Here is a 24,814-nt window from a genome sequence, read left to right as displayed (position 1 = left end):
AATTGCTGAATTTCCCCTGAAGATACTTAATGAGGGGCATCAGTGGGTTTAGTGGAAAATGGCTCAATTCGCCCTCATGGAGAAGATGTGATGAATAAGGAACTTCTGAGTTGGCTGGCTCCCACGGTAGCCCTCTTGTTGAGTTGTGGCACAGCGATCGCAGTGGCTGAACCGCTATATGAATGCTCACCCGTATCCCCGACTTCACTGACGCAAAGCTCTACACCTCGGATTGAGTTTCGCTTGCAAAAGCCAGGTACAGAAGTACAACTGCAAGTCCAGCAACAAACGCTCGCCTGCTATTACAGAAAACACAAATCAGCCAAACTGAAAAATCTATCGCTTTATACGAAAATCGGGCTGCCATAGAAAAAATCTACCAAGCGATCGCAGCTTTGTACGAACCGACCCGCCTCACTAGCAGCCATATTAAATCTGCTGACACTGCGTCCACTTTCACCCCGCCTTCTCCGTGGCAATCTTTCACCGCTTTAGACATTAGCGTTGAATTTGACGATTCAGGTAGCGAAACCTTTTCTACATTGACAAAAGCGATCGCGGGAACAGGACGCACTTTGGGCATTTTCTTGAATGACCGATTAATCAGTGCGCCCCTCGTTGATGCGGTCTATGCCTCCACGGGGATTACAGGTGGGCAAGCCATGATTAGCGGCAACTTTACCAACGCAGAAGTGCAGGAACTCGCGCCTTGGTTGGGGTTATCCTTAGAGCCAAAAGCTTCTAAACGTAAGTAATGAGCTACTTTCTGCAACTCAAATCATTTTTTCTGAGACCGCTTCTTCTCTGGTAAATTGCGAAGCGGAGTTTCTCGCCCTCGGTAAAACTGCTGCTCTAGCCTACCTAATCCCAGCCAGGCTGCTCCACTCACCAAGCTGGCGATCGCCGCTGCTACCACACCAAACCCCGCTTCATTTCCTAGCGAAACGGCCAGCAATGGGGCGATGGTCCAAGCGATCGCTGCCAAGATGAGACAAGCCAATCTAATCCGCTGTAATCGGGTCAGAGCAGCACTGCAACTAGCGCACTTGATGGTGTGCGAATAGTAGCGATCGAGCAATTGTTCTTTGGGCAGTGCGGGGGGCAACGCCGCGCCTGAAAATGGATCAGCGCTGTATCGGTTCACCCATTGCCGTAGCGCTGAGACAAAGCGATCGGCTCTGGTGGGCAAATAAAATGCTTTGGCAAAGTTAACGCTCCCGCCTGCCTGCTCCAGATAGCGCTCTTGGTGATGCAGAAAGATTTGGTCATCTTCTAGCACGTTGTTCTGCCCCAAGTGAGAATACCAACGGGGTGTCAAGCGAATAAAGAAACTGGGCAGTTTAGCAGAGAACTTGAAAGGGAATATCGCAAACAACCGACATTCTCCTTTGCGGATTGGGGTAGCGTAAACCACCGTCAGCGTTCTGCCGAACTGCTTGGAAGTCAGGTCGTGCCACATCAACCCTGGGGCAATAAAGGTGGTGTCTTGGCGACCGAGTGTCCCCTTGCGTGGTCCTTCCTCCCACAACCCCTGGAAGCCTTGCTTGCCAGATTCCACAAGCTCCAAATCTACTGGGGCAGCATTGGCGCGATTGCCCACGGAGCGGTGGTGCGTATAAGGCACATGGCTGGCATCTAAGACGTTTTCCAACAAGGTCAGCGCGTCGTAGGGCAAATCTCGGAAGGTGTTGAGGCAAACCCAGCCGTCTGATTTTTCTATTGGAGTTACGATTGGCACTGCGGTTTTGGTGGCGTTTTCTGACCTACCAGGATAAACAAACAACAACCCCTGACGGATTGTAGCGGGAAACGCCCTCACACAAGCCCGTTCCGAAGTTTCTGCGGTACCTCCGATCGCCTGTTGCGGAATGCGATCGCAGTGACCCGCTCCGGAGAAAGCCCAACCGTGATAGGGGCACTCTAACAAGCCATCCTCAGCAATTCTGCCCTCAGAAAGCGGTGCTAAGCGGTGAGGACATTTATCTTCTAAAACTCGCCAAGCCTCTGTCGCCTGCTCCCACCAAATGACTAAATCGATTTCCAGCAACGTAAATCTAGCCGGCTTGGTCTTATCTAAGTCTTCTGCATAGAACACCGGATACCAAGCTTCTTTGGCATCAAACCGAGATGGGTCAGGGCCACCCGCGGGCAATTCATGCGTTTCGCTATCTTGTTCTAGTACTCCGCTCTGGAGAGTGGCCACAGTTGCCCTACCTACAGTGGTTTCCAGCTCTGTGTCTGCGATCGCCTGCGCTTGAGTTAAAGATGCATCAGACATCACTCTTGGGGTTATCTCCATTTCTTTCCTTTCCGCACGGCTCCCTATCACTTAACTCCTATGTTAAGAAGTTTTGAGCGTTACTGGGAACAACTGTTTGGCAGATGGAAGAAACCTAACCCCCAGCCCCTTCCCTCAGAGGGAAGGGGAGAATTCAAAGCTCCTCTCCGAGGCGGAGAGGGGTTTGGGGAGAGGTCTGCCAGGACTTCAGGGTTCAACTTTGTAAACGGTTGGCAGGGACTTGAAATTGGTAAGTGTCACCGTGGCTGAGGTATTCGATTTGGGTGTCTAGTCCTGCGGCGGCGATCGCCTGTTTGAATTCTTCTAAGGGAGACTTAAAGACGGTGTAATCGTTGTAGTGGATAGGAATGGCGGTTTTAGGGGCGATCAAGCGCACCATTTCTACGCCTTGTTTGCCGTCCATTGTCACTAAAACGCCAAACGCTCTAGTACCGCCTAAATGCAGCAGTGCCAAATCAATCTGAGAGTGTCGCTGGGGAATCTCCTTAATTTCTTCATAGACCAATGTATCGCCCGTGATATAGAGGCGAAAGAGAGCCTGCTCAGTACTATTTTGAAATTCTAATAAGCTACCCATCACCGGAGGTAGTAAAGTGGCTAAAGCTCCAGGTCCATGTCTTCCTGGCATGGCACTGATGCGGAGCTGCACCCCTCCTTTCTGAATGGTTATGGTTTCCCAAGTATCTAAAGCATAGGTTGCTTGGAAGCCCTTCTTCTGCAACTTCTCAGTCGCATGTTTGGTCGTGACAATAGGAACAGTTTTGTTCAGCTTTTGCTCAGCAATATGATCGAAGTGATCTTCGTGCATGTGGGAGAGTACAACCAGATCCAGCGGCGGCAACTCCTCAATCTCGATCGCAGGATTGGTGACTCGCTCGGAACGCAATCCATATCCTAAATGAACGTGATCTCCTTGGTGCAAAAAGTTAGGGTCGGTCAGGATAGTGAACCCAGCATACCGAAGAATGACAGTCGCAGTACCAACAAAGAAAATGGAACCAGTCGCAATATCGGGGGTGTGGTTTTCGGCTGGCAAAACTAAGGTACTTGAGTCAGTCATACATCACCTGAGAGATAACCCAATGCTTCCAGTCGGCCTACTGGAATAGCATCAAGGAGATTAATTCGACAGTCGCAGAAGTTAGCGGTAGCGGAGACGAAAAAGCGAAAAAGCTTGGTGCTAAAGCTTGGCTTGGTAGCCAGCCTAAGGTTAGAGAGCGATCGCAATTAGCTAGACAAAAGAAATACGTGGTTGTACTTATTCAGCAGATTAGAAGCGATCGCTGAAGCTAACGTCTATCTAAAGAAAGCTTGGGTATATATCTAAAGAGCTGTAAAACAATCAAGCTGGTTTGTAGCTAAAGTCACAAAGTAGCCTTGGTTTTTGTAGAGGGGGCTTTAGCAAGCAACTGTATCGCTCTACACACATTTCTGGCCTATGTGCTGAGCCATCAGTTCGCCCTCAAGAGAGATTCAGTCAACGCTAAAGCAGATTAAACATAGATTAGCGAATTCAGAAACCAGCTTTCTGGTTAGACCTATCGAAACGATTTACGGTAATACCCAAGGCATCAAATCCAGCCAGCTCAAGCAGCTTCAGCGATTGTACGAACAGCGGCAACCGAGCGATCGCTTTTGTACTCCGGAGTTGGCTCAAGAATTAGCGGCTGTTAGCACAGCGATTCATCATCCTGTCTGTATGTACCTAAATCGCCGGGGACAGGTGTTGCGGGTGGCCGTGGGTACGCCAGCTCAAACTCAGCTATCCGAGCAGGAACTACCTCGACATAGTGCCGAGCGCTTGAGCGGAGTTCGGTGTCTGGCAACCCAGCTTAAAGCAACTCCTCCGGATGGCGCTAACCTAACAGCGATCGCTCGACAGCGCTTAGATGCCTTGGTTACCCTAATTTGTGCTCCCACGGATTCCAAGTCGAATTCCAAGTCGAAAGGTGCGATCGCGAAAAATGGAACTTCAAGCGAAATTCAATCTACTTATTTAGTGCATCTCGTTCCGGATCTGGATCAACCTTGGGAGATTTCTCCCCTTCCCCTCGCAGAACTCACAGAGGAAGACTTTGGGGATTTAGTCGATGACTGGGAAAAAGAATTTCACGCCGCTGGGTATGGAGCTTTCCAGTTTGAGGAGAAAGGAGATGACCAAGACAAGATTTTGCTTGTGGGATTGATGACCGATGATCTGTCGCCTCAGCGCTTCCAGGATGGCTTAGAAGAACTGGTTCGTCTAGCCGAGAGTGCTGGAGGAACGGTTCTGGAAACCATGATTCAGAAGCGATCGCAACCGCATCCTCAGACGGTCGTAGGTCAGGGAAAAGTGGATGAAATTGCCCAACAAGCTCAAGCGATTGGAGCCAACTTAGTAGTCTTCGATCGCGATATCTCGGCCTCCCAGATTCGGAATTTGGAAGCCCAAATGAACCTACGAGTCGTAGACCGTACCGAACTGATTCTGGATATCTTTGCTCAACGCGCTCAGTCGCAAGCAGGTAAATTGCAGGTTGAACTCGCTCAGTTGGAGTATATGCTGCCGCGACTGCGAGGACGAGGGCAGGCGATGTCTAGGTTGGGCGGTGGTATTGGCACCAGAGGCCCAGGGGAGACTAAGCTAGAAACCGAACGGCGGACGATTCAGCGGCGAATTAATCAACTGCAACAGGAAGTGAACCAGTTGCAAGCCCATCGTTCTCGCCTGCGTCAACAGCGCCAACATAACGAAATTCCGACCGTTGCCTTAGCAGGTTACACCAATGCCGGGAAGTCTACTCTGCTTAACACCTTGACTCACGCAGAAGTTTATACGGCTGACCAACTATTTGCCACCCTCGACCCCACCACGCGACGGCTGACCATCACCGATGCTGAGACCCAATCTCAGCGATCGCTCCTGCTCACAGATACAGTGGGTTTTATCCATGAACTGCCGCCTCCCTTGATGGATGCCTTCCGAGCTACTTTGGAAGAAGTCACAGAAGCCGATGCGGTGCTGCATGTGGTGGATCTCTCCCATCCCGCTTGGGAAAGCCATATACAGTCAGTCCAAGAGGTGTTGGCAGATCTCCCAACCATTTCTGGTCCTACATTGTTGGTGTTTAACAAAGTGGATCAAGTGGAAAGCGAGGCTCTAGCCGCTGCTCAACAAACTTATCCGGATGCTGTCTTTATCTCAGCGACGCGAGGACTGGGTTTAGAAACACTCAAGCAACGCTTGGTGCACATCGCCACGCCTGCTGCGGATGCCAAGATGAACACGGAGTTCAGCGCCCCTTAATTTATCCGGTTTATGGCAGCGATCGCACCTCGGCCGCACCCCTGTTCAAACAGCCTAAACTAAGGAGTCTAACCCGCATCTTCAGCGGTGCTGTCTTCGGATGGGGCTTCTACTAGTTGCCGACTCAACCAATGCAGGTTGAGAAGCATTAGACTGCCCAGCACCAAAAGCATCACTCCTAGCACCGTGCCATATCCTTTGGTATGCCACCAAAGCCGCTTCACGAGCGCCGAACTTAACTGGTGTGCTTGCCCTAAAGGGGAAAAAGGGCTCCGAATAGAATTAACCGTCTGATTGGTCAATCTTCTTTGATTCAGACGAGTGTGACTATCAAATGCGATCGCCATGCCAATTACTCCTGTTAGCCCGACTGTCGGGCCAGCAATTTCGTATCACTTAATCTACGGTAATCCGGTAGACTTGTGTGTATTTGGCAGTATTGCAGGCCAGAATTAGGAAAACAAGTTCAAATGTTACTTTTTCAGAATTTGCTTAGAAGTATTGGGCTTCAGCTACGAGGCTCAAAGTCTAAGCAGCCTTCACAGGGTCCATAGGGACGCACCGCACATCTAATATGCAGCGATCGCGCTGAGTAAATACAGTGAGGATTGCCTAGAGGCTTTTGCTTCGTGGCGGCAAGTCGCGCTCGGAATTGAGCATTTAACTCATCCGTACGGGCTTTATGCTGCTGCCACTGCCACCAAAGATTTAGCAAGCTCAGCGGCAAGTAAAGCAGCGAGCTACCCACGACGATTCCGGTAAGCACTCCGGGTGAGCCTGCTTGCAAGGCCAAACAGAGATTGGCAAACATGATGCTGATCAAGCAGTAGTTGCTGTGCCGCATCAGGGTGCGAGTTGATTGTTGAAACAGAGACATGAGAGCCATGACCGTGGCCTGGGTAGAGCTTGGCCCTGATTCAGAATAGCGCTTCTCTCAACAGTGATGGCAGTTTTGCTAGCCAGCGCCAAGGGAGGCAATGTCATCAATCAGGAGTGCGGGCTATTGTGGAGAATATGAAGTATCGTAACCTTTACTCTGGCCTGCAACGGCGCTTGCAGGAACTCTCCCAATCGCTGAATCTATTTCAATATGGTGGCCGCGCTGTGGAGTTGGTCTGGTCAACCAATCACCGCTTGACCCTTGCTTTGGCCCTCTTTACCTTGGTTGCGGGGTTACTCCCTGGCGCGATCGCTTATGTCGGCAAGCTAATTATTGACAGTGTGGTTGCAGCGTCTCAATCGCAAGCTGTAGGCGATCGCTGGGACGCATTAGGTTATCTGGCTTTAGAGGCGATCGCCGTAGCGCTTTTGGCGGGCAGCAAGCAAGGTCTAACGCTCTGCCAATCCCTGCTGCGCGTGCTTCTAGGGCAGAAAGTAAATGTGCTGATTCTGAAGAAAGCACTGACGCTGGATTTGGCGCATTTCGAGGATTCCGAGTTTTACGACAAAATGACCCGTGCTCGCCGAGAAGCGTCTAGCCGCCCGTTAAGCTTGGTGGGGCGAACCTTTGGACTCGTGCAAGACAGTTTAGCCCTGATTACCTATGGCGGTTTGCTGCTGAATTTCTCCATCGGAGCTGTCTTTGTTTTGATGTTAGCCGCTGTGCCTGCCTTTATTGCGGAGACGCGCTTTGCGGGACAAGCGTTTCGGCTGTTTCGCTGGCGAGCCCCAGAAACGCGCGAACAAACCTATTTGGAAACTTTAATCGCTCGTGAAGACTTTGCCATGGAGGTGAAGCTGTTTCAGTTGGGGCCGCTGCTTTTGACCCGCTACCAAGAGATTTTCCATCGTCTTTATGATGAGGACCGTAGCTTAACCATTCGGCGCGGGCTTTGGGGCTACTTGCTCGGCTTACTCAGTACGGCGGCCTTTTATGCGGCTTATACCTGGATTGTGATTGAGGCGATCGCAGGCCGTATCTCTCTGGGTGACTTAACGATGTACTTGGTGGTGTTTCGCCAAGGTCAAACAACCTTCTCCTCAGCTCTCAGCTCTATCGGCGGCATGTTCGAGGATTCGCTTTATCTCTCTAATCTATATGAGTTTTTAGAGCAAGAAATCCCTCAACCCTTCGGAGCCGCAACCAGAGGGCCAACTCCAGGCGATGGCATCCGCTTTGAAAATGTCTCCTTTATGTATCCAGGCAATGCTCAACCTGCTCTAACCAATATCTCTTTTCACCTTAAACCAGGGGAGAAGATGGCGATCGTGGGAGAAAACGGCTCTGGCAAAACCACACTGATCAAGCTGCTCACTCGCCTCTATAGCCCGACCTCAGGCCGCATTCTCCTCGATGGCCTTGACCTGGAAGCTTGGGATATGGAAGTACTGCAACGTCGGATTGGCGTCATCTTTCAGAACTTTGTGCGTTATCAATTCACCGTGGGGGAAAATGTTGGGGTTGGGGATGTGGAACATATTACCGAATCGCCCCGCTGGGAAGAAGCCGCAAATAAGGGGATGGCGTTGTCCTTTATTGAAGAGATGACAGAGGGGTTCCAAACCCAGTTAGGCAAGTGGTTTAAAGGTGGGCGAGAGTTGTCAGGGGGGCAATGGCAAAAAATTGCCTTGTCGCGCGCCTTCATGCGAACAGGGGCCGATATTCTCGTTCTAGATGAACCCACGTCAGCGATGGATGCGGAAGCGGAAGTGCAAATTTTTAATCACTTTCGGACCGTGACGCAGCACCAAATGGCGATCTTGATTTCCCACCGTTTCTCTACAGTGCGGATGGCCGATTGGATTGTGGTGCTATCGGCTGGTGAGCTAATTGAGCAAGGCACCCATGAAGATTTAGTTCAAGCAGGCAAGCGTTATGCTCACTTGTTCTCTCTGCAAGCAGCGGGTTATCAGTAATGCTTTAGGGTCGCTATAGTGGTAGTAGCATCCTGGCCTTATTTTGAGCCTTGGTGTGGCATAACTTCATTTTTTATGAATACCGAACTTCTCACTCGAAAGCCTTGGCTCGCTCTTAGTCTGCTCGGATTGGCCTACACAGTGCTGGGATGGCATCTATCTACTCACCATATCTTTTGGCTGGTGGGTACTTTTGTCATTAGTGTCACGCTAATTGCAGCTTGGAAGAACAATCCAATCTTGGAGTCCTTGGTTTGGCTGGGGACTCAGAAGTTGTTTGCCGTGGTTGGCATTACCCTGCTCGTGAGTGTGATAGTCGCTTTGGCATTGACCCAACCCATGTTATTAAACCTGATTTTTCTACCACTGGCGACGCTGGTATATTCTGAACTGGAAATGAAAGCGATCGGCCTGAAGGCCACTGATATCTTTTTGTGTTCGGTTACAACAGCTAGTCTAGGTTTGATCATCGGGGAAGCAATAGACTTGTGGATTATCCCGAGCATGCGATATTAAAGGCATCACCTTAAAGAAGTGTATTAAGTTACAACCTATTTCAGGGATCATGAGATCGTTGTAGCAAGTAGCATAAGAGGGGCGCTGAGCTAATGTCTCCTACCGAACCTATAGTGGCTGCACCGTTTAATCTCACCCTGGTATCAGGTCTGTCGGCTGTAGCACTGGTTCTAGTGCACCTTTTCTCTAGCAACCTACGTTTCCTTCAGGCTGTTCCTCGTAGCCGTTGGTTGTCGTTTGGCAGTGGTGTGTCGGTGGCCTATGTCTTTGTCCATGTGCTGCCAGATCTGAGTGCAGCTCAAGAAACTCTCCGCGAAACCTGGGGTAAAGGATGGACGTTTCTGGAGCATCATGTCTATTTGGTAGCGTTGGTAGGGTTAGCAGTTTTCTATGGATTAGAGCGAACTGCAAAAATTTCACGACGGCGCAATCGCGAATCAGGCCAAGGAGATGTGACGGAAACAGGTGTCTTCTGGCTGCATATGGGGTCGTTTGCCCTTTACAATGCCTTGATTGGTTATCTTTTGCTGCATCGAGAAGAACCTGGGTTTGCCAGTTTGCTACTTTTTGCAGTGGCTATGGCCTTGCATTTTGTGGTTAATGACTATGGCCTGCGTGAGCATCACAAGAAGTACTATGACCAAGTGGGCCGTTGGATATTGGCCGCCTCTGTGATGGCTGGGTGGGTGATTGGCAGCGGTACTCAAGTGCCTCAAGCGGCGATCGCGGTTTTGTTTGCCTTCTTAGCAGGTGGTATTGTGCTGAATGTGTTGAAGGAAGAACTGCCAGACGACAGGGAAAGCCGCTTTTGGGCTTTTTTAGTAGGAGCCGCCGGTTATTCAGCTCTACTGTTGGCTTTATAGCTCGCTAGACCCGCTAAATGCTTACAGATGGGGATTGTGGACTTCCTAGTAAGTGTATTTTTAGCATGTTTAATGTCTGTCGTTGACCTTAAGGAAGAGATTTGCGAATTCAGACAATTTTTTAAGCTACTTTTAAGAAACTCTGGCAAATAACAAGATTAGAACAAGGTCTAGACAAAAATTGCATCCGTCTAAAAAAGGCTAAGCATAATTACGGGTGGAGTTCAGGATAACCATCAAATTTTATGCCTAGACAAGGAATTTCATGGGGTCCTATCGTCTTTGTGGTAGCTACCCTTTTTGCCAGCGCAGGTTTAATTACTTGGGGATTGTCGTCTTCCCCAGATGTTCCTACCTCAAGTATTCGCAACCCTGCCGTACAGTCAGGCGGTTAGGCAGTCAGTGACTTGCTGCCATTCATCACCTATATTCATCACCTACTAAGTAGGTTGCTACAACTCAGTAAGCTAGGAACTGCGATCCAAAATTGATACTGAGATGTTAGAGGCCCAACTGCCCCATGTAGATTTAACCCAATCAGGAGTGTGGCAGCAATTGCTCGTCAGTGCCCCACTTTGTTCTAGCGTGGTTGCTGGTTGGCAAGGCATTCACTTGGCGCACCATCACCTGTCGGCCCATGAACTGCCTGATTGCTATTTTGCCCAGCACGTCATTACGATTTGCATGGGGCAGTTTGAGGTAGAGCTGAAGCGCGGGAGCCGTTGGCAACTAGAGCGATATAGACCTGGTGATATCGGTATCTTTCCAGCGAATCAGTCTCATCCTCAAACTCGCTGCGATCGCGGAGCTGAGTTTATTCAGCTTTATCAGAGCCTCACCTTGTTGCTTAGGTCGCTGCTACATCCCTAGAGAACAGGCTCAGTTGCCATCATGCCCCAACATAAAATTCGCGACCCTTTGATTCAACAAATTGGCCTCACACTCAAAACCGAGTTGGAATCTAGTGGCACAGATAGCCGCCTCTATGCCGATGCTATGGCGACAGCACTCTCAGCCCATCTAGTTCCAGCGATACTCTACCCAGCGATCGCTCCTGAGAGAATATACAGGTGGCTTACCACCTCATAAGCTCAACCAAGCGATTACCTATATTCACGGTCATTTAGACCAAGACTTACGATTAGCGGAAATTGCTGCGATCGTGCAAATGAGTCCGCATTACTTCGCCACTTTATTCAAGCAATCCACGGGCTTGGCGCCGCATCAGTTCGTGACACAATGCCGGATTGAACATGCTAAATGGTTGCTAGCCAAGCAGGAACTAACAATTTTAGAAATCTTGCCACAGCTTGGTTTCAAGAGCCAAAGTCACTTTACTAAAGTATTCCGGGAGCAAACTGGGTTGACCCCCACAGCTTATCGGAGCCATAGCTAAAAGTCTTCGGAAGATTAGAACAGTTTTGGAAGAATTAGCCAGACAGAACGACAAGGCGATCGCTAAACTTCGCCACTCCTTTAGAAATTTTGCCAGAGTGGTATCTCTATCCCACGTTTCAAATTTTCCGCATTGTCCCCAACAAACTCCTGGGTATACTGCTCAATGCCTCAATTCCTTTGGGACTCATGTTGATTCCCTTTATTGAGAACGTCAACAAGTTCCAAAACCCCTTCCGCCGCCCTGTAGCGACTGCTATCTTTTTGCTTGGGACACTGACCACGCTCTGGCAGGCGTTGGAGCCACGCTGCCAATCGATCAGTTCATAACCTTGGGCCTGTTTTGAGAGTCTATCTGACGCTAGGCGCAATTTAGAGAAGTCGTTGTGTAAGGTGGCATATTTACAAGCTGTGCTCCAGCCCAGCTATTTGTGCCATGACCTCCGACAAACCTCTGCCTAAAGCACTCATCTGTGACTTAGATGGCACGCTCTGCAATATCTACCATCGACAACACTACATGCGCTCCCGACCCAAGAACTGGAAAGCTTTTTATCGAGCTTTAGGGAAAGACTTAGCTCATGAGTTTTGTCGAGATATTGTTCAGATGTACAAAGAGAGAGGATTTGCCATTCTGTTGGTTTCTGGGCGGCCTGCTGAGTACAAACCAGAAACCGAAGCCTGGTTAGCCGATCATGAAGTGGAATATGATGCGCTCTGGATGAGAAGAACGGAAGATTCTAGACCAGACTTTATCGTCAAAAAGGAGATCTACGAACAATTCATTCAAGGTCGCTATAATGTCTTCTTTGTGCTTGATGATCGCGATCAGGTAGTGAAGATGTGGAGAAGCCAAGGACTCACTTGTCTGCAAGTTGCGGAAGGGAATTTTTAAGCAATTGCTTCATTGCCGCTTGCTCTACAAATCAGCAAATCAGCCCATAACAGGGCACAATCACTATCAGGAGATAGAGGCCATCAAGCTGTGGCGATCGCTACCGTAGAACTTAGTCAGTAGTAGAACAATATAGTTCCGGGTACCTATGGCAGTAGCAGATAAAGAGAGTTCCAAACGGGCAGACTCCACCTCTGATCCGATGCAGGACGCGATCGCCACAGCCACTCGGATGGCGCAAGCAGCAACCGAAGTCTTGCAAGCCACAACGGGAAATGTCAGCACGACTACGGCAGCGATTGGTGAAACGATTGGTCCATCTGTGCAGCGATCGCTAGAGCAAACCACCGAAACTGTGGGCAAATTCGTCACTCCCATTGCCGAGAATCCATTGGTGAAATTTGCGGCCAAGGTTCCCGGAATTAATTTACTGATGGCGGCGCTCGGTCAAGTAGATGTGCAAAAGGCGCAACGGGAAGTAGACCAACTGCGGCAAACTTATCCCTTAGAAACGCCAGAACAATTGGCTCAGCGGATTATTTCGGATACTTCGCTGAAGGCAGGCGGCATTGGCCTACTGACCAATTTTATCCCTCCCTTGGCGCTAGCTCTGTTTGCGGTGGATATAGCGGCAGTCACCGCCCTTCAAGCCGAGATGATTTATCGCATCGCAGCAGTTTATGGCTTTCCGCTCACCGATCCGACTCGACGCGGTGAAGTGCTAGGGATTTTCGGTTTGTCAGTAGGTGGCTCTGGTGTCTTAAAGCTAGGCCTGAGCTTTGTGGAAATCTTGCCTCTGATTGGGCCTGTAGTGGGAGCATCGAGTGATGCTGCTTTGCTCTACACTTTAGGTCAGCTCGCTTGCCGTTTCTACGAAGTCAAGCGCCAAGCGGCAACCCAGCCAGAAATGAGTGTTGCGAATCGTTAGCGCGATCGCTAAAGTCAACGTAGTGTTCTACTGACCGCCAAGAATTTTATGTCTATCTCTAAGCCAGAAGCCAAACAGCTCTTAGAACAGCTCATTTTTGAGGATACCTTGCCTCAAGACTGGGTACAGGATGTTTGGGGGTTGAGTCCGCTTCTGGGGGATAGTGCGGCTAAGTTGCTAGAAGCATTTGAATCGTTGATTGAGTATTGCCCAGAAGAAAAATTAGATAGTTTATTGCAAACCTTGGCTCCAGATCAGCTTGAGGTAAGGTAATGGGTGTTCCCAGGCGGTAGAGTAAGCTCGCTGCCATACACCGCTACTCCTGGGCCTACGCAGGATCGACAATGACACCCATAAATAAAATTGCTCCAGTTTGCTGATCTCGAATAGCACAGAAGAACGGGCGGTCGATGGTCAAAGTAGGAGGTAAACCTCTTTCCATCTCGATCGCAGTTACAGCCGCCGCTTCCGCTCCTACTTCGTTGACTTCAAAAAAAGTCTTGTGAGTAATTTGGCTAATAGCAGCGCTGTCCTTGCAGAGTTGCGAGAAATTAGCTGCTTCATCAAAGGCTTGCTTCATACCTAAGCTCACTAGAGCCTGCTTCAGTGCGGATTTCGTTTCATACTCTAGCTGAAAGCTAGGCATCGTAAGGTTGATCAAACGTTGAGTGATAGACTTTGGCAGAAACTGATTGAGCCATTTAGACCCACTCCCCGACTTCAAGCTCTCATAAAAACTGTTCACCTGAGCCAGAGAAGAAGGTAAAAAGATATCTAGACTGAGGCGTTTGTCTTTAAAGGGAATTCTGACTGCTTGAAAATCTTCACATTGGTAACAGCAGTATTCATTAAACTGCCTCATCATGGGAACTTGCTTTGGACTGCTATCTAGAAGAGTAAACGTCCCTGGCTGGGTTTGCGTTGGGTCAAAGCGATCGCTCCAGTTACCTTTGAAGTAGATGGCGTTAAGTAAAACTAGAATTGTGGCTGGCCTAAGCTGCTGCACAATTTGCTGAATCTTGCCATGTGTTTGATCATTTGTCCATTGATTAATCGTTGTTGCTGCGTCAGGACGACTAAAGTCCAAATTCTGCACTTCTGCTTGATAAAACTCTTGAACTCGCTGTAAAAATTCAGACCGAAAGCGTAGATTTGGTGCCGCCCAAAGTGAATTTGCGATCGCCACTCGCACATCTGGCAAGCTTTCCAACTGCTTAATAAGCTCAGCATTGGCTTGATTCACCTCCTGGACGCTCATATTCTGCAAGCCCAAGGCGATCGCCATTTCTGCTTGGGTTTGGCCGACAGCGCCGTTGTAGAGCATAGAAAGCGCGATCGAAATGCTGAGTGGAGAGACAAAAATATTTTGGTTAGGCTGTTGCTTGAGCAGTTCCGAAAAAAGCTTGAAACCGAATTGATTATTAGCGGCGATCAATTTATCGGTAGCGGTTTTCATGGAATGTCGTGATTAAACAAATTAGGAACGCGATCGCTGCTCAGCTCGCCCTGCCAAACATTTCTGCCTCCTAGACAAACTATGAGTGAATAGTGCCATCGGGCATGATAGTCCCGGATAGATTAGCTCCCGTCAGCTTAACCATCAAACGATTATTGATCCCAACCCGGGCACCAGTGAGATCAGCGCCACTCAAATTAGCCCCACTCAAATCAGCCCCCATTAAGTTGGCTTCTCTCAGGTCGGCATAACTTAAATCAGCTTGCAATAAATTGGCGCGGAATAGTTTGGCGCGGAATAGTTTGGCGTGGCTGAGGTTGACGTTGTGCAGAAAAGCGTCGCTGAGGTCAGCGTTGCTTAAATTGGCATCGCTTAAGTTGCGATTGGCATAGTCTTTTTCTTTGAGGTTTGCCCCCTGGAAATCACTGCCACTCAGGTCAGGGCCTCGATATTTAGGAACTTGAGGCGTTTGATATTTGGGGACTTGATGGGTGGGTGTTTGGGTTGGGTAGGCAGGATAGTCAGATGCTTGAGGCTGAGGGTAGGGAGATTTAGGTTCTGGTGCAGGAGAAGTTTGAGTTTCGTAAGCCGCGTAGTAGGACGATCGCAAGTAAGGGTGCAGCGGGTAAGCAGCAGGCTTAGGTGGCTGAGCCGCAGGTTTAGGGGGTTGAGCCGCAGTGGGGGTTTGGTAAGTAGCCCTAGGGGGGTGATAAGTAGCCTTAGGTGGGGTGGCTTTTGGTGGTGGAGGTGGGGCAGGTGGTGGAGTGGGGGGAGTACTTTTGCTGGCGGTACTTTTACTGGCAGTACTTTTACTGGCAGTTTGGTTTCGTTTGGCTCCGGCTTTGGCATGGCAAGACCGTAAGAGGTCTCGCGCCTCATTGATTTCTTTGAGTTTTTCGTGAGCTTCGTGCTGCCGTTCAGAATCATCTTGGGGCACGCGATCGGGATGCCACTGTCGAGCCAAGTCTTTGTAAGCTTGGTTGATTTCATCCAGAGATGCGCCTGGTTTTAGTCCCAGGACTCTGTAGCATCGATTGAGCTCGTTGATCCGTACCATCCACTACCTCAGGCAACCAATTGTGCCGCCTACCCAAATGGGCAATGACCTTCAGACTGTGGCAGGCTGCACGGTTTTGTCTGTCCATTCTATCGCGGAGGAATTGCCCACTCCCTGCTTCGACGAGGGTGATTTAACAATGTTGGCGTTTTGTGGCACCAGTTACTTAGGGCAACCAGAAGTTAGGCAAGATACTTTGTCCCCAATTCCGGAGAGATTGATTTAGCGATCGCATGGTCTGAATATGAGGTTCATCAGGTTCTACAGGCAAAATTGTGGCGGGTGTGCCTCGTTCGAGTTGGGCGATCGCTAAGTTGGCCGCTTCTAATCCTGTCACATAGGCCTTCTCTTGAGACCAGGAGCCGTGGCGGGTTACCACCCAGTCACCGCTCATAAACAGGTTGCTGATACTGGTTTCTGCTGGCAACAGGTAGCGGTAGCTGCCAGGCGCAAAGTGAGTCACCGCTCTAGGCAGCCGTACCACCCCGCTGTCAATCACCTTGGCTTCGTGGAAGGCGGGAATGCAGGTAGCTAAGTCGCGCTGTACTAAGGGCACAATCTCTGTGTCACTCAAGGGCAGGAATTGGTTGGCGTGGTAAAAATCTGCTTCCACCACGGTTCCTGGCTCGTCTCGGAACTCATCGTGGAGCGCATTCAGGTCAAAGAACGTCCAGCCCGTGGTGGCTTGGAAGCCGAAGCAAGCATTGGAGGGTCGAGGAATCTCAATTTTGCGATCGAACCATAAGCGAGTCGCCATGACATCAATCGCGCTCAGGTTCATCAAATCGCGGAACTCTCGACGGTTGCGGAGCGTGGGGCTGCCACTGACAATTTTCTGCATCCCAGTTACCCCCACGGCGAAGATCACCGCATCGGCATCAAACACTTCATCTCCACAAACTACACCTGTGGCTTGGCCTCGACTATCTAAGCGCACATTGCTAACTCGGCGTTGCGTCAGCACTTTGCCGCCCGCTTGCTCAATCTGCTGCACCCAAGGCCGGAAGATCATCTCACCCACAGTGCCCCGACACCAAACCACATCGAAATCGGGTTGGTGGGCCAAGATGAAGTAATAAAGCATGCCCAACGCTGCCGCTGCCGAACATTGCTCTCCCGGCGCAAATAGGCCCACCAGCAACATCGGTTCAAAGGATTCCCGGTAGAGTCGAGCAGAAACCCCAAAATCCTTGAAGAGTTCTCGCGCTGTCACAGAATCGTAGCGTCGCCATGCAGCATCGGAGTTGTCAAAATCTATCAACGCATACAGTAGCGGCAAAGCCGAGAGGCGATCGCGCAAGGGTAAGCGCTTGAACTGCGTGTAGAGAAACGTACCAAGCGGTGTGGGTAGACGCGGCAGATCTTGAAAAATCGGTGACTCCACCTCTAGCCCCACGGGGGAATATTGCGAAGACCGAGTCCAGGGAGTGAAAGGCTTTAGTCCCAGTTGATCTACCAAAGAAAAAATATTGCGATAAGGATACCAGAAGCCATGAATTCCAGCCTCGATGGAGCGACCACCCGGCGTTTTCCAGCCTGCTACCAACCCACCTGGATAAGCACCTGCCTCCAACAGCGTTACATCATAGCCTTGCTTCGCCAAATGGTGAGCTGCCCCTAAACCAGCCCAACCAGCCCCCACAATGACTATCCGTGGCGATCGCTCGTCCATCACTTTTACATTCTTCACAACATCTTTTTTCAGGATGGCATCTTTTCGCTGGCTTTACTTTGCCCCAGGGGCAGAAGCGAGTCAAATTGACGCCAGAGAACTCACAGCCTCTGGCTTGTAAGGTACACAAACAAAAAACAAAGATGTTATCTATGCCAAATCATCTGGGTGGGCTCCATCGCCGCCAACAAGCGTCCCTGCGAAATCACATATCGTACCGAGGCTCGACGGCGAATTGCATCATAGCGATCGCTGGCCGCCAATACAATTAGATTCGCAGGCTTTCCCACCTCCACTCCATACTGATCTCCCAAATCCAGCGTTTTGGCTCCCTGCCAAGTCACCATGTCATAGCAGGCATCAATCTCTCCCATCCCTGTCATTTGGCAGACATGCACTGCCATAAACGCCACATCCAGCATGTTGCCTGTGCCTAAGCTGTACCAAGGGTCTTGCACACAATCATGGCCCAAACTCACATTCAATCCTTGCTGCCACAACTCTTTCACCCTAGTCACCCCACGCCGTTTTGGGTAAGTATCTGTCCTGCCTTGCAGCGTGATGTTAATCAACGGATTGGCAATAAAATTAAGCTGTGCCCGCTGAAGAAACCCCATCAGCTTGTAAGCATAGGCATTGTTATAAGACCCAAAGGCCGTGGTATGGCTGGCTGTTACTCGTGGCCCCAACCCAGTGCGAATCGCGTATGCCGCCACAACTTCCAAAAACCGTGACTGATCATCATCAATCTCATCACAATGTATGTCAATCAAGCGATTGTACTGCTGTGCCCACTCAAACACCTGTTGTACCGATCGCACCCCATCTTCTCGCGTCAGTTCATAATGGGGAATCCCGCCCACTACATCTACACCGAGTTTCAGGGCTTCCTCCATCAACGCCTGATTCTGAGGGTTGCCGTAAATGCCATCCTGCGGAAACGCCACAACTTGCAGCGTGATCCAATCCTGCACTTCCTCCCGCACCGCCAGTAAAGCTTGCAACGCCGTTAAATTCGTTTCGCTGACATCGGCATGACTACGAACAAACAACACACCTTGCATTGCTTGTTGCTTTAGGGTGGCGATCGCTCGTTGTTTCACATCCTCTAAGGTCAAACTTTGCTTGCGATCGCGCCAAATTTCAATTCCCTCAAACAATGTGCCACTTTCATTCCAGCGGGGGTCTCCTGCCGTCAGAGCTGAATCTAGATGGATATGGGATTCTACAAAAGGAGGACTCACCAACTGCCCCTGCACATCCAGTTCTTGCTGGGCTGTAGCCTCCAAGTGAGGTGCAATCGCCATAATCTTGCCTGCTTGGATGCCAACATCCACAGACTCTAGAACATTTGGCGATCGCAATAGACGACAATGACGCAGAATTAAATCGTAAGGCTGTGAGGACATAAAGCAATTCTGCCTAAGTAGAAGCAGTTTCCTCACTGTATTAGCAGAAATTAACCCCAAAAAAATACCCCCGCATTGCAGGGGCATCGAGATTAAGTTTTACCGATTAATCGGGATTAATTAGCTGAGAGCCACATGACTGCGCTCGTAATTGCGCCGAAATGTCGGATGAATGTCACCTTGAATGTGATTCCAATAATCGCTTAGATGCGTGAACCCCGCTTCAGCCGCAGAGCGACTCAGTAGAGTTTGCTGGCGATTCTTGATCAGATGATGTTGCTGCGTCATTCGGGTGCGGGCTCTATTCTCAGTCGATAAGCCAGTCGCTTTAACAGATTCAGCCAGAGGTGCTGCGACCACAGCCGTTTCATTGGCTACTGTCTCATTCACATCTGGGCGATCGCTTGTGCGATAAGCCACACCACGGTATTTCAAGTCTAAGCTCGCTTGTTGAACGGGTGCTTTTTTGAAGTTACGAAAGCGCCAATCCAAACCCCGATACTTTCCGGTCTCTCCAGCAGTAGTTTCAACAGCAGGAGTATTGGATTCGTATTTGCTGCCACGATAGGTCAATTGCATGATTTTCGCCTCAAATTAGAACTGTAGTGATATGAGGCGCGTTCCTTCGGGATCACTCCCTACTTCCGTTTCTTGGCTGCTTTTAGTCGTCAATTACTAAACTCATCCAAAGAAATGAACGATTTCGTTTTCACTTCTGTATCTATTTTGACACTTTTAAGCGAAACTTGCTCCAACTAGAGGCGGATATTTCTTCAGGGTTTTCTGACAACTATCGCATTCAAGCTATTCATCAATCTGCCAAGCATCCTTCGTCAAGTCTTCATCGATAATTCGCTTCGGACGCACTACTAGAATCACTTGACCTAAGAGGGACAAGCTAGGAGCCTCGTCGAACCATTGCAACTCTAGCTGCTGGTCTTGAGCCACCACGAAATAGCTGTTGGCATTCCATTGGCGCTGGGCTCGGTCTACCACCACTAAAATCTCTTCTGGCTGACCCGGCAGCGGAGCAGGTAAATGATTGCTGTCACATAGCAAGACCACTGGATCTTCTGCACCTAAGAGCACTTTCCAGCCTGGAACCGGAACCCAAGCCCCAGTCCCAGAAAATTGCACCATACGAAAGGCTCCAACCTCCTCGGTTAGCGGCACTGCTTGCAAATCGGCTAGGCTCAAGGGCAATTTACCCACAACAGGCAGTACCCGTGGCAGTTCTTCTTCGTTTTCTAACCGATAAATCGGTAAACGAGGAGCAGAACGAGAGGAAGTGATGCTGAAATCGGTCAATAACTGTTCTAGTTTTTGCCGCGCTGCGACGCTGCTGACAAACCGCAATCCCTTGGCAATTAAGCGCGAACGGTCTTGCAAGTCGCTGTGTTGTCGAGCTAACTTCCAGCACTGGTAGGCGATCGCATCTCCCGGATGCTTGGTAAAACCCTCCGGTGGAGTGCTCCGAGGAGACAAATCTTTCATCGCTTTGGCTAAATCATGCGAATCATCAAGATCAATGCTCTTCTCAACCACAAAGTCTGCTGCTGCGGCTCGCTCTGCCTGGTTCAGAATGCGAAACTCGTACAGTATATCGCTGCCTTTACGCTCAAAGTGTTGTCGGGTTGCCTCCGAGACTCCCGCATTCACCATCGAGGTGAAAACCTGCGACCCTACAATGACTTGATTTTGCTGAATCGGCTCAAATCCTGTTTCCTCAAAGATCTTTTGGGGGTTGAAGCCTGCTTTTTGCAACTGCTGGCAAGCTTGACCCCACTTTACCCAAGATCCTTCTTTGCGACGCAGCGATCGCAATAAGGTGTCTGTATCCAGAGCAGCTTGGGGATCTTGAAAATTTGGGTTGAAAGCATTTGAGGAAGTTTCAGTCATGGTTGAGGTAGGCAGCAGATCACTAAAGAACAGCAAGCAGTCTTTAATTCTAAGCCCTTCACGATTTCTATACTACTGGGGCATCTTGCCTTAGAAATCTATCTCTGCCGTGCCTCGCAAGCATCAGGGTTTCAAAAATTTTTTAGATTGACTTGACGAATCTCTACAATCTAAGGCATGATTGTAAACGCGAAATATAAGGGGCTATAGCGCAGTTGGTAGCGCACTTCAATGGCATTGAAGGGGTCAGCGGTTCGAATCCGCTTAGCTCCATAGGTGTACTTTTTAGAGCTATTTGTCAGTTTTTCATAGCTCTTGTCAGAGAATATTTGTATACCACGGTTTTTCAGTGGCTCCAGCCATTGTATTGGGCGATTGCCTATAATACCTAGTAAAGCAAGCAGTTTTTCATAGCTCTTGTCAGAGAATATTTCTGGAAAGATTAGCTTCAACACTAGTGCCATACCATTGAAGTGCGCCTTTCAACCCAACCTACTTATAAATCTTTCAGTCCACTTAGGGGCGAGAATGCAGATGCAACTTTCGCTATAGTTAAGTGGAAACTGACCACTGAATTCTTTCAGCCTATCTACCTAGAAATTGGAATCCAGATGCAACCAGTTAGCTCGCCGATATCAAGCAGGTAGCATTGCAGCTTTCAACCCACCTAGGTGCTTATTCCAGAGTCCAAACGCAACTTTAGAATAAGCACCTCGCTCCTGTAAGGAGTGCGTCCTTTCAACCCACCTATTAAACCGGCAATCATTGATCTTGCATTTTCTAGGCTGTAACCATTGAAAACGCTAGATTCCCTTTTGGGACTTACATTGCCGGGTTAATAGGTGCTGGAGTCAAGATGCAACCATGCCAGGGGCACCCACTAAACCAGATTGGGTAATCTTTCAACCCACCTAGGTGCTGGAGTCAAGATGCAACCCCGGCTGCTTAAACCCTTATCTAGATTGAGTTGATTAAGGTATTTTGGCAAACCTCAACAAATAGTAGAAAAAGAGGTTGTTGCTTCTTCAGCAAGAAATACAAAAATCTCATCAAATTTAGCCTAGACAAAGGATTCAGAGTTTTGGCGAACCTCTTAGGGATTTTGCCCCTGCTTTGGTTTGCCAAAAGAGTAAGTAGGAGGGCTCAACCCTTGTTCGGGGCGTTCATCCAATACAAAGTACTGGATGTGGTAGCTGCCCCGACATAGTGTCGTACTCTAGAGTAGACTTGGCTAACTAGTCTGTAAGCTAACCAGTCTGTAAGAGTTACCCCTGATGCTAGGAAGCGCACCCGCATCGTGTCTTTAAGATAGCTACCTAAAAAGGTACTCACTTGCAGACGAGGTGGACAGGATACCAGGGCCGGAAAGCAATTAAACTGACCCCATTTATAACAGTACAGTGGCTCCGAGGAGCATAAACTGCGCGCTAATTAGTATGCTATCTTCGCCTATAGCGAAGCTCAGCTAGTTTTAAATGTTTGACGAGTGTGATAAGCGGAAAGAGCTAGCTCGTAAGCTTTATGCTGCAATGTCCCTTGAGCAGGTTGGTAGCCAAACTCAACTGGAATACCTGTGCGAGAGGCACAGCCTTGAATACTTTGCGCTAATCTGCTATAGCTCCAACGATGGAAGCTAGCACGAAATTGTTTTGCATATTTGTTTTGGCTGGTTTTATTACCAGGATATTTGTGTTCTGCAATGGCCCGAATTTCACTTTCCACACTTTCTCTCACATCTCCTATCTTGGGTAAAACAATACTGCCAGCCTTCCACTCTAAAGCAAGTTCTACAATTCTGGCTGCTATCAGCCGATCTAGATACTGGCCCAGATTAGACTGAGACTGCTGAGAAATTTGCTGGTTCTTTCCTTTGTTGCGAGTTTTCTTATGTTGTCCGTGTAAGCGATTTAGCAATCTGTACTCCTTCAGCCGTAGTTGTTTAGTAGTTTGCTTACCTTTAGGAGCCTGCACGCTGCGATCTGTTAAAAGTTGCCGTACACTCTGGTATCTGATCACTTCTCCCCTACTTGCGTCAACAATTGCTACTGCAACAGGTAGGCGACGGCTGAAGCTCACACCAACTAGGATATTGGGTTGCCCTTGGTATACGGGTTTACTAGGACGAGGTGGAGAAGCTCTAGATAACCGCTCTAATTCTGTTTGATTAGCCTTTAGTCGGCTTTCTGACTGCTTTGTTAGCTCAGTTTTGTTTCTTGAATGTTCTAGTTTTTGCCGCGCACCAACTATTTTCTCTTGTCTTACCTCCTCAGTTCCTTCGCTACTTAGTAATCGAGTCTCAATAGAGCAGTGTAAAAATAGCCGATGAGTATTCCACGGTTTTTCTGCTTCACGGGATACTCGTTTACCGAATTTCCGTTTGTCTTCTTTCCACATAAGAGAGGCGGAACGCAAGGGAGACAGCCCCGCTGAATATTTCTCGGTGTCCGGTAGAGCTTTATTGATCTGATACTCTTGAGCAACCTGCCGCAACAATGGTAGCTGACGGCGATCACAGTGAATTTCAAGTTTACATCTGCCCAAGCCGTTAAAGCCTACAAATATCCGCTCACTCTGCTTCACAACCTTCTTTCGTTTTCTCCGTTTCTTAGAACGGCGAAGCGGCGTGGATACCATTGGACTCATGCCACTTTGATCAACAGGTTGTGGAATAGCTGTATTCTGTTTAGCCTTGAATAACCAAGTAAGATCATCACCACTTCCAAAAATAATTGGATAGGGCAATGATTTTGGAATTTTTGCAAGATTGCTTAGCCGAGGTATTAATTCTTGTCGCCAAGCCTCAAATTCAGCTTCTCCTCTTTGGATCTCGATATAGCAGCCCCTTATTAAGAGAATGCTTAAATCAACATACTCTGTCTTGTGCTGAGTATTTCTTGCCATGTCATAGCAATTTCTGATGAACGCACAAACCAGGAGTCGAAGACTAGTAAGATTCTTATGTTTAGGAAGCTCTTTTGCTTCCTCCAAGCTTTTTAGTGTCTCAACACCTGTTGGATCTCGCGGTTGTGGCAGCTTGCCCTGAAGTTGCCTTTCAAGGCGCTCCACTTCTATTTGTTTCTTCCTAAGATAGAGAGCAGAGGATTCTGGATCTTCCTCCTGTTCATTGACCTGACAACCATTCCTCAGCAAATGAATGATAGCTCGACGGTCTAGGCAATCTTCGGTTGCCTCATATAACTTGAACAGGGTATCCAGCAGATTTTTATCAATCTTTGGTCTCTTTCGAGATTTAGCTCTTTTGCCTGCCGCCTCACCCTGTGCCTTATTCCCTGCAAGCTGAGAGAGTGCTTGGGCTAGAATTTCACTAGCTTTTATGCAGACTGTATTCAGGCTGAAATCGCTTATCTTGGCTAGTTCTACATCTTCCTCTATAAGACCTAACCAGTGCTTCTTTCCAGCTAGCTTCGTGAAGCGTATTTTCTGTAGAGCTAGCCAAGACTCATAAATGTATGTTGTCATTAAGCAAGCTGACGTAATGAATCGGCCTGGTTGTCCTGTAAATCGTGGATCGATCTTAAGAAGCTTACATATCTCCTCAACCTTTTTTTGAGTGATGTTCCCTGTATGCTGCCATGTCTCAAACTCAGGACATTCTCTCACCTGCTTACTGAGTTCATCGACCAAAGGAGTATTCTTTCCAACCATTAGCTCCCACAAGTGACGACGTGTTTCCTCATCGGTGTTGAGACGATATTGAATTGTTACTATACTCATGAGCTGATACCCAAGCCTGTAACATCGTCGAACAATTAGAGTGGCTGCAATGAAGCAATCACAAAACAAAAATACTGAAGAGTGTCAAAAGCAGAATCAGAAAAACGTCTTATGAATCGGGACGATTTGTTTAGCTAATTGATAGCAGAGATTTCATAGCCTTGCAATAGTTCCCGCTGAGCTTAATTTTTCTTAAAATTAAAGCTTTAGTGGCTATAGCTCCTAGCCTAAGCGGCTTACGCTTAATCCTAATCCGAAGCAAAATTCTATATTTTCCAAAGTAAGGTATTAGGAAAAACTTTAATAAAAGGCAGTAAAAATCAAGAAACTTCTTTGTGATATCTAGTCTTAAAAATTTAAATTCGTGTGTTTTTTGTGAATTCTTCTCAAGGAAATCAGTTTTTTGCTAGATTACACTTTTACTATGAGTGTTTAAGAAAGTGTTTGTAAAAGGTCATTAAGCACTGCTTGATTTCCATCTCCGTCGGTTCTTAGTTAATCGCCGCAGCATCAATCGAATCATGACGACATAGATCATGCCTTCGTGA

The 24,814-nt window shown here is 48.6% G+C and carries 24 protein-coding genes, 1 tRNA gene and 1 riboswitch; of the genes, 14 read left to right on the top strand and 11 right to left on the bottom strand.

What is annotated here, in order from left to right:
• The first annotated feature begins 42 nt into the window (after positions 1-42).
• Together NDA01_RS25070 and NDA01_RS25065 are read left to right on the top strand one after the other, a co-directional pair.
• Positions 43-369: a hypothetical protein gene (locus tag NDA01_RS25070; RefSeq protein ID WP_348230131.1), complete on the top strand. Its 327-nt coding sequence runs from the start codon at positions 43-45 to the stop codon at positions 367-369.
• 26 nt (positions 370-395) lie between these two features.
• A complete protein-coding gene (locus NDA01_RS25065; protein WP_348230130.1) occupies positions 396-755 on the top strand; it encodes a SecDF P1 head subdomain-containing protein in 360 nt (119 codons plus the stop codon).
• Between the two features lie 23 nt (positions 756-778).
• On the opposite strand, the gene NDA01_RS25060 is transcribed toward NDA01_RS25065, so the two are convergent.
• Both NDA01_RS25060 and NDA01_RS25055 read right to left on the bottom strand, forming a co-directional pair.
• A complete protein-coding gene (locus NDA01_RS25060; protein WP_348230129.1) occupies positions 779-2,278 on the bottom strand; it encodes an aromatic ring-hydroxylating dioxygenase subunit alpha in 1,500 nt (499 codons plus the stop codon).
• A gap of 214 nt (positions 2,279-2,492) precedes the next feature.
• Positions 2,493-3,359, bottom strand: coding sequence for an MBL fold metallo-hydrolase (locus NDA01_RS25055; protein ID WP_348230128.1), 867 nt, complete (start codon positions 3,357-3,359; stop codon positions 2,493-2,495).
• A 543-nt stretch (positions 3,360-3,902) separates the two neighbouring features.
• On the opposite strand from NDA01_RS25055, the gene hflX reads away from it, so the two are divergent.
• A complete protein-coding gene (gene hflX / locus NDA01_RS25050; RefSeq protein WP_431193518.1) occupies positions 3,903-5,585 on the top strand; it encodes a GTPase HflX in 1,683 nt (560 codons plus the stop codon).
• Positions 5,586-5,653: 68 nt separating this feature from the next.
• Here the strand turns inward: hflX and NDA01_RS25045 are convergent, their stop codons facing one another.
• Together NDA01_RS25045 and NDA01_RS25040 are read right to left on the bottom strand one after the other, a co-directional pair.
• The gene (locus NDA01_RS25045) at positions 5,654-5,932 is read right to left on the bottom strand and encodes a hypothetical protein (RefSeq protein WP_348230127.1); all 279 of its coding nucleotides are present in this window, start codon (positions 5,930-5,932) and stop codon (positions 5,654-5,656) included.
• Between the two features lie 161 nt (positions 5,933-6,093).
• Positions 6,094-6,471, bottom strand: coding sequence for a DUF6464 family protein (locus NDA01_RS25040; protein ID WP_348230126.1), 378 nt, complete (start codon positions 6,469-6,471; stop codon positions 6,094-6,096).
• A gap of 20 nt (positions 6,472-6,491) precedes the next feature.
• Between NDA01_RS25040 and NDA01_RS25035 the strand changes: the two genes are divergently transcribed.
• The 10 genes from NDA01_RS25035 (at position 6,492) to NDA01_RS24995 (ending at position 13,311) form a co-directional block, all read left to right on the top strand.
• Positions 6,492-8,441, top strand: coding sequence for an ABC transporter ATP-binding protein (locus NDA01_RS25035; RefSeq protein WP_431193517.1), 1,950 nt, complete (start codon positions 6,492-6,494; stop codon positions 8,439-8,441).
• Positions 8,442-8,516: 75 nt separating this feature from the next.
• Entirely contained in the window at positions 8,517-8,957 is a 441-nt protein-coding gene (locus tag NDA01_RS25030; RefSeq protein WP_348230125.1) for a hypothetical protein, read from the top strand.
• A 92-nt stretch (positions 8,958-9,049) separates the two neighbouring features.
• Entirely contained in the window at positions 9,050-9,820 is a 771-nt protein-coding gene (locus NDA01_RS25025) for a hypothetical protein (protein ID WP_190549950.1), read from the top strand.
• 498 nt (positions 9,821-10,318) lie between these two features.
• Positions 10,319-10,690, top strand: a complete 372-nt coding sequence (locus NDA01_RS25020; protein ID WP_348230124.1) for a hypothetical protein — start codon at positions 10,319-10,321, stop codon at positions 10,688-10,690.
• Between the two features lie 21 nt (positions 10,691-10,711).
• Positions 10,712-10,909 (top strand): hypothetical protein, encoded by a 198-nt coding sequence (locus NDA01_RS25015; protein ID WP_348230123.1) that lies wholly within the window; start codon positions 10,712-10,714, stop codon positions 10,907-10,909.
• Positions 10,875-11,216, top strand: coding sequence for a helix-turn-helix domain-containing protein (locus tag NDA01_RS31990; protein ID WP_431193519.1), 342 nt, complete (start codon positions 10,875-10,877; stop codon positions 11,214-11,216). The genes NDA01_RS25015 and NDA01_RS31990 overlap by 35 nt, the downstream gene beginning before the upstream one ends.
• Before the next feature lie 89 nt (positions 11,217-11,305).
• Positions 11,306-11,545 carry a hypothetical protein gene (locus tag NDA01_RS25010; protein WP_431193516.1) on the top strand — a complete coding sequence of 80 codons (240 nt, stop codon included), beginning with the start codon at positions 11,306-11,308 and terminating at the stop codon, positions 11,543-11,545.
• Between the two features lie 106 nt (positions 11,546-11,651).
• Entirely contained in the window at positions 11,652-12,110 is a 459-nt protein-coding gene (locus NDA01_RS25005; RefSeq protein WP_348230122.1) for a phosphatase domain-containing protein, read from the top strand.
• Between the two features lie 148 nt (positions 12,111-12,258).
• Complete coding sequence (locus NDA01_RS25000; RefSeq protein WP_348230121.1) at positions 12,259-13,038, top strand: EcsC family protein; 780 nt, start codon at positions 12,259-12,261, stop codon at positions 13,036-13,038.
• A 48-nt stretch (positions 13,039-13,086) separates the two neighbouring features.
• Positions 13,087-13,311: a hypothetical protein gene (locus NDA01_RS24995; protein ID WP_348230120.1), complete on the top strand. Its 225-nt coding sequence runs from the start codon at positions 13,087-13,089 to the stop codon at positions 13,309-13,311.
• A 55-nt stretch (positions 13,312-13,366) separates the two neighbouring features.
• Here NDA01_RS24995 and NDA01_RS24990 read toward each other — a convergent pair whose 3' ends face one another.
• From NDA01_RS24990 to NDA01_RS24965, 6 genes are all read right to left on the bottom strand, one after another.
• Positions 13,367-14,494, bottom strand: coding sequence for a serpin family protein (locus tag NDA01_RS24990; protein WP_348230119.1), 1,128 nt, complete (start codon positions 14,492-14,494; stop codon positions 13,367-13,369).
• A gap of 79 nt (positions 14,495-14,573) precedes the next feature.
• Entirely contained in the window at positions 14,574-15,551 is a 978-nt protein-coding gene (locus NDA01_RS24985; protein ID WP_348230118.1) for a pentapeptide repeat-containing protein, read from the bottom strand.
• Between the two features lie 166 nt (positions 15,552-15,717).
• Positions 15,718-17,241: a hydroxysqualene dehydroxylase gene (locus NDA01_RS24980; RefSeq protein ID WP_431193515.1), complete on the bottom strand. Its 1,524-nt coding sequence runs from the start codon at positions 17,239-17,241 to the stop codon at positions 15,718-15,720.
• Between the two features lie 128 nt (positions 17,242-17,369).
• Entirely contained in the window at positions 17,370-18,632 is a 1,263-nt protein-coding gene (gene codA, locus NDA01_RS24975) for a cytosine deaminase (RefSeq protein ID WP_348230117.1), read from the bottom strand.
• 120 nt (positions 18,633-18,752) lie between these two features.
• The gene (gene gifA / locus NDA01_RS24970) at positions 18,753-19,211 is read right to left on the bottom strand and encodes a glutamine synthetase inactivation factor IF7A (RefSeq protein WP_348230116.1); all 459 of its coding nucleotides are present in this window, start codon (positions 19,209-19,211) and stop codon (positions 18,753-18,755) included.
• Between the two features lie 35 nt (positions 19,212-19,246).
• Positions 19,247-19,334, bottom strand: a riboswitch (Glutamine riboswitch).
• A 102-nt stretch (positions 19,335-19,436) separates the two neighbouring features.
• The gene (locus tag NDA01_RS24965; RefSeq protein WP_348230115.1) at positions 19,437-20,531 is read right to left on the bottom strand and encodes a RuBisCO accumulation factor 1; all 1,095 of its coding nucleotides are present in this window, start codon (positions 20,529-20,531) and stop codon (positions 19,437-19,439) included.
• Positions 20,532-20,731: 200 nt separating this feature from the next.
• Between NDA01_RS24965 and NDA01_RS24960 the strand changes: the two genes are divergently transcribed.
• Positions 20,732-20,804 (top strand) — tRNA-Ala (locus NDA01_RS24960).
• Between the two features lie 1,188 nt (positions 20,805-21,992).
• On the opposite strand, the gene cas12k is transcribed toward NDA01_RS24960, so the two are convergent.
• Positions 21,993-24,266 (bottom strand): type V CRISPR-associated protein Cas12k, encoded by a 2,274-nt coding sequence (gene cas12k, locus NDA01_RS24955; protein WP_348230114.1) that lies wholly within the window; start codon positions 24,264-24,266, stop codon positions 21,993-21,995.
• Positions 24,267-24,814 lie beyond the last annotated feature (548 nt).

Source organism: Trichocoleus desertorum AS-A10 (assembly GCF_039962155.1).
Classification (GTDB): domain Bacteria; phylum Cyanobacteriota; class Cyanobacteriia; order FACHB-46; family FACHB-46; genus Trichocoleus.
Note: the sequence above shows the minus strand (reverse complement) of the source record. Positions and strands in the feature narration are given on the sequence as shown.

Bases quoted from the DNA above. Each gene is read 5' to 3' on its own strand.
- NDA01_RS25060 (WP_348230129.1), bottom strand. From the start codon at position 2,278: ATGTCTGATGCATCTTTAACTCAAGCGCAGGCGATCGCAGACACAGAG.
- NDA01_RS25055 (WP_348230128.1), bottom strand. From the start codon at position 3,359: ATGACTGACTCAAGTACCTTAGTTTTGCCAGCCGAAAACCACACCCCC.
- NDA01_RS25045 (WP_348230127.1), bottom strand. From the start codon at position 5,932: ATGGCGATCGCATTTGATAGTCACACTCGTCTGAATCAAAGAAGATTG.
- NDA01_RS25040 (WP_348230126.1), bottom strand. From the start codon at position 6,471: ATGGCTCTCATGTCTCTGTTTCAACAATCAACTCGCACCCTGATGCGG.
- NDA01_RS25030 (WP_348230125.1), top strand. From the start codon at position 8,517: ATGAATACCGAACTTCTCACTCGAAAGCCTTGGCTCGCTCTTAGTCTG.
- NDA01_RS25025 (WP_190549950.1), top strand. From the start codon at position 9,050: ATGTCTCCTACCGAACCTATAGTGGCTGCACCGTTTAATCTCACCCTG.
- NDA01_RS25020 (WP_348230124.1), top strand. From the start codon at position 10,319: ATGTTAGAGGCCCAACTGCCCCATGTAGATTTAACCCAATCAGGAGTG.
- NDA01_RS25015 (WP_348230123.1), top strand. From the start codon at position 10,712: ATGCCCCAACATAAAATTCGCGACCCTTTGATTCAACAAATTGGCCTC.
- NDA01_RS25005 (WP_348230122.1), top strand. From the start codon at position 11,652: ATGACCTCCGACAAACCTCTGCCTAAAGCACTCATCTGTGACTTAGAT.
- NDA01_RS25000 (WP_348230121.1), top strand. From the start codon at position 12,259: ATGGCAGTAGCAGATAAAGAGAGTTCCAAACGGGCAGACTCCACCTCT.
- NDA01_RS24995 (WP_348230120.1), top strand. From the start codon at position 13,087: ATGTCTATCTCTAAGCCAGAAGCCAAACAGCTCTTAGAACAGCTCATT.
- NDA01_RS24990 (WP_348230119.1), bottom strand. From the start codon at position 14,494: ATGAAAACCGCTACCGATAAATTGATCGCCGCTAATAATCAATTCGGT.
- NDA01_RS24985 (WP_348230118.1), bottom strand. From the start codon at position 15,551: ATGGTACGGATCAACGAGCTCAATCGATGCTACAGAGTCCTGGGACTA.
- codA (WP_348230117.1), bottom strand. From the start codon at position 18,632: ATGTCCTCACAGCCTTACGATTTAATTCTGCGTCATTGTCGTCTATTG.
- gifA (WP_348230116.1), bottom strand. From the start codon at position 19,211: ATGCAATTGACCTATCGTGGCAGCAAATACGAATCCAATACTCCTGCT.
- NDA01_RS24965 (WP_348230115.1), bottom strand. From the start codon at position 20,531: ATGACTGAAACTTCCTCAAATGCTTTCAACCCAAATTTTCAAGATCCC.
- cas12k (WP_348230114.1), bottom strand. From the start codon at position 24,266: ATGAGTATAGTAACAATTCAATATCGTCTCAACACCGATGAGGAAACA.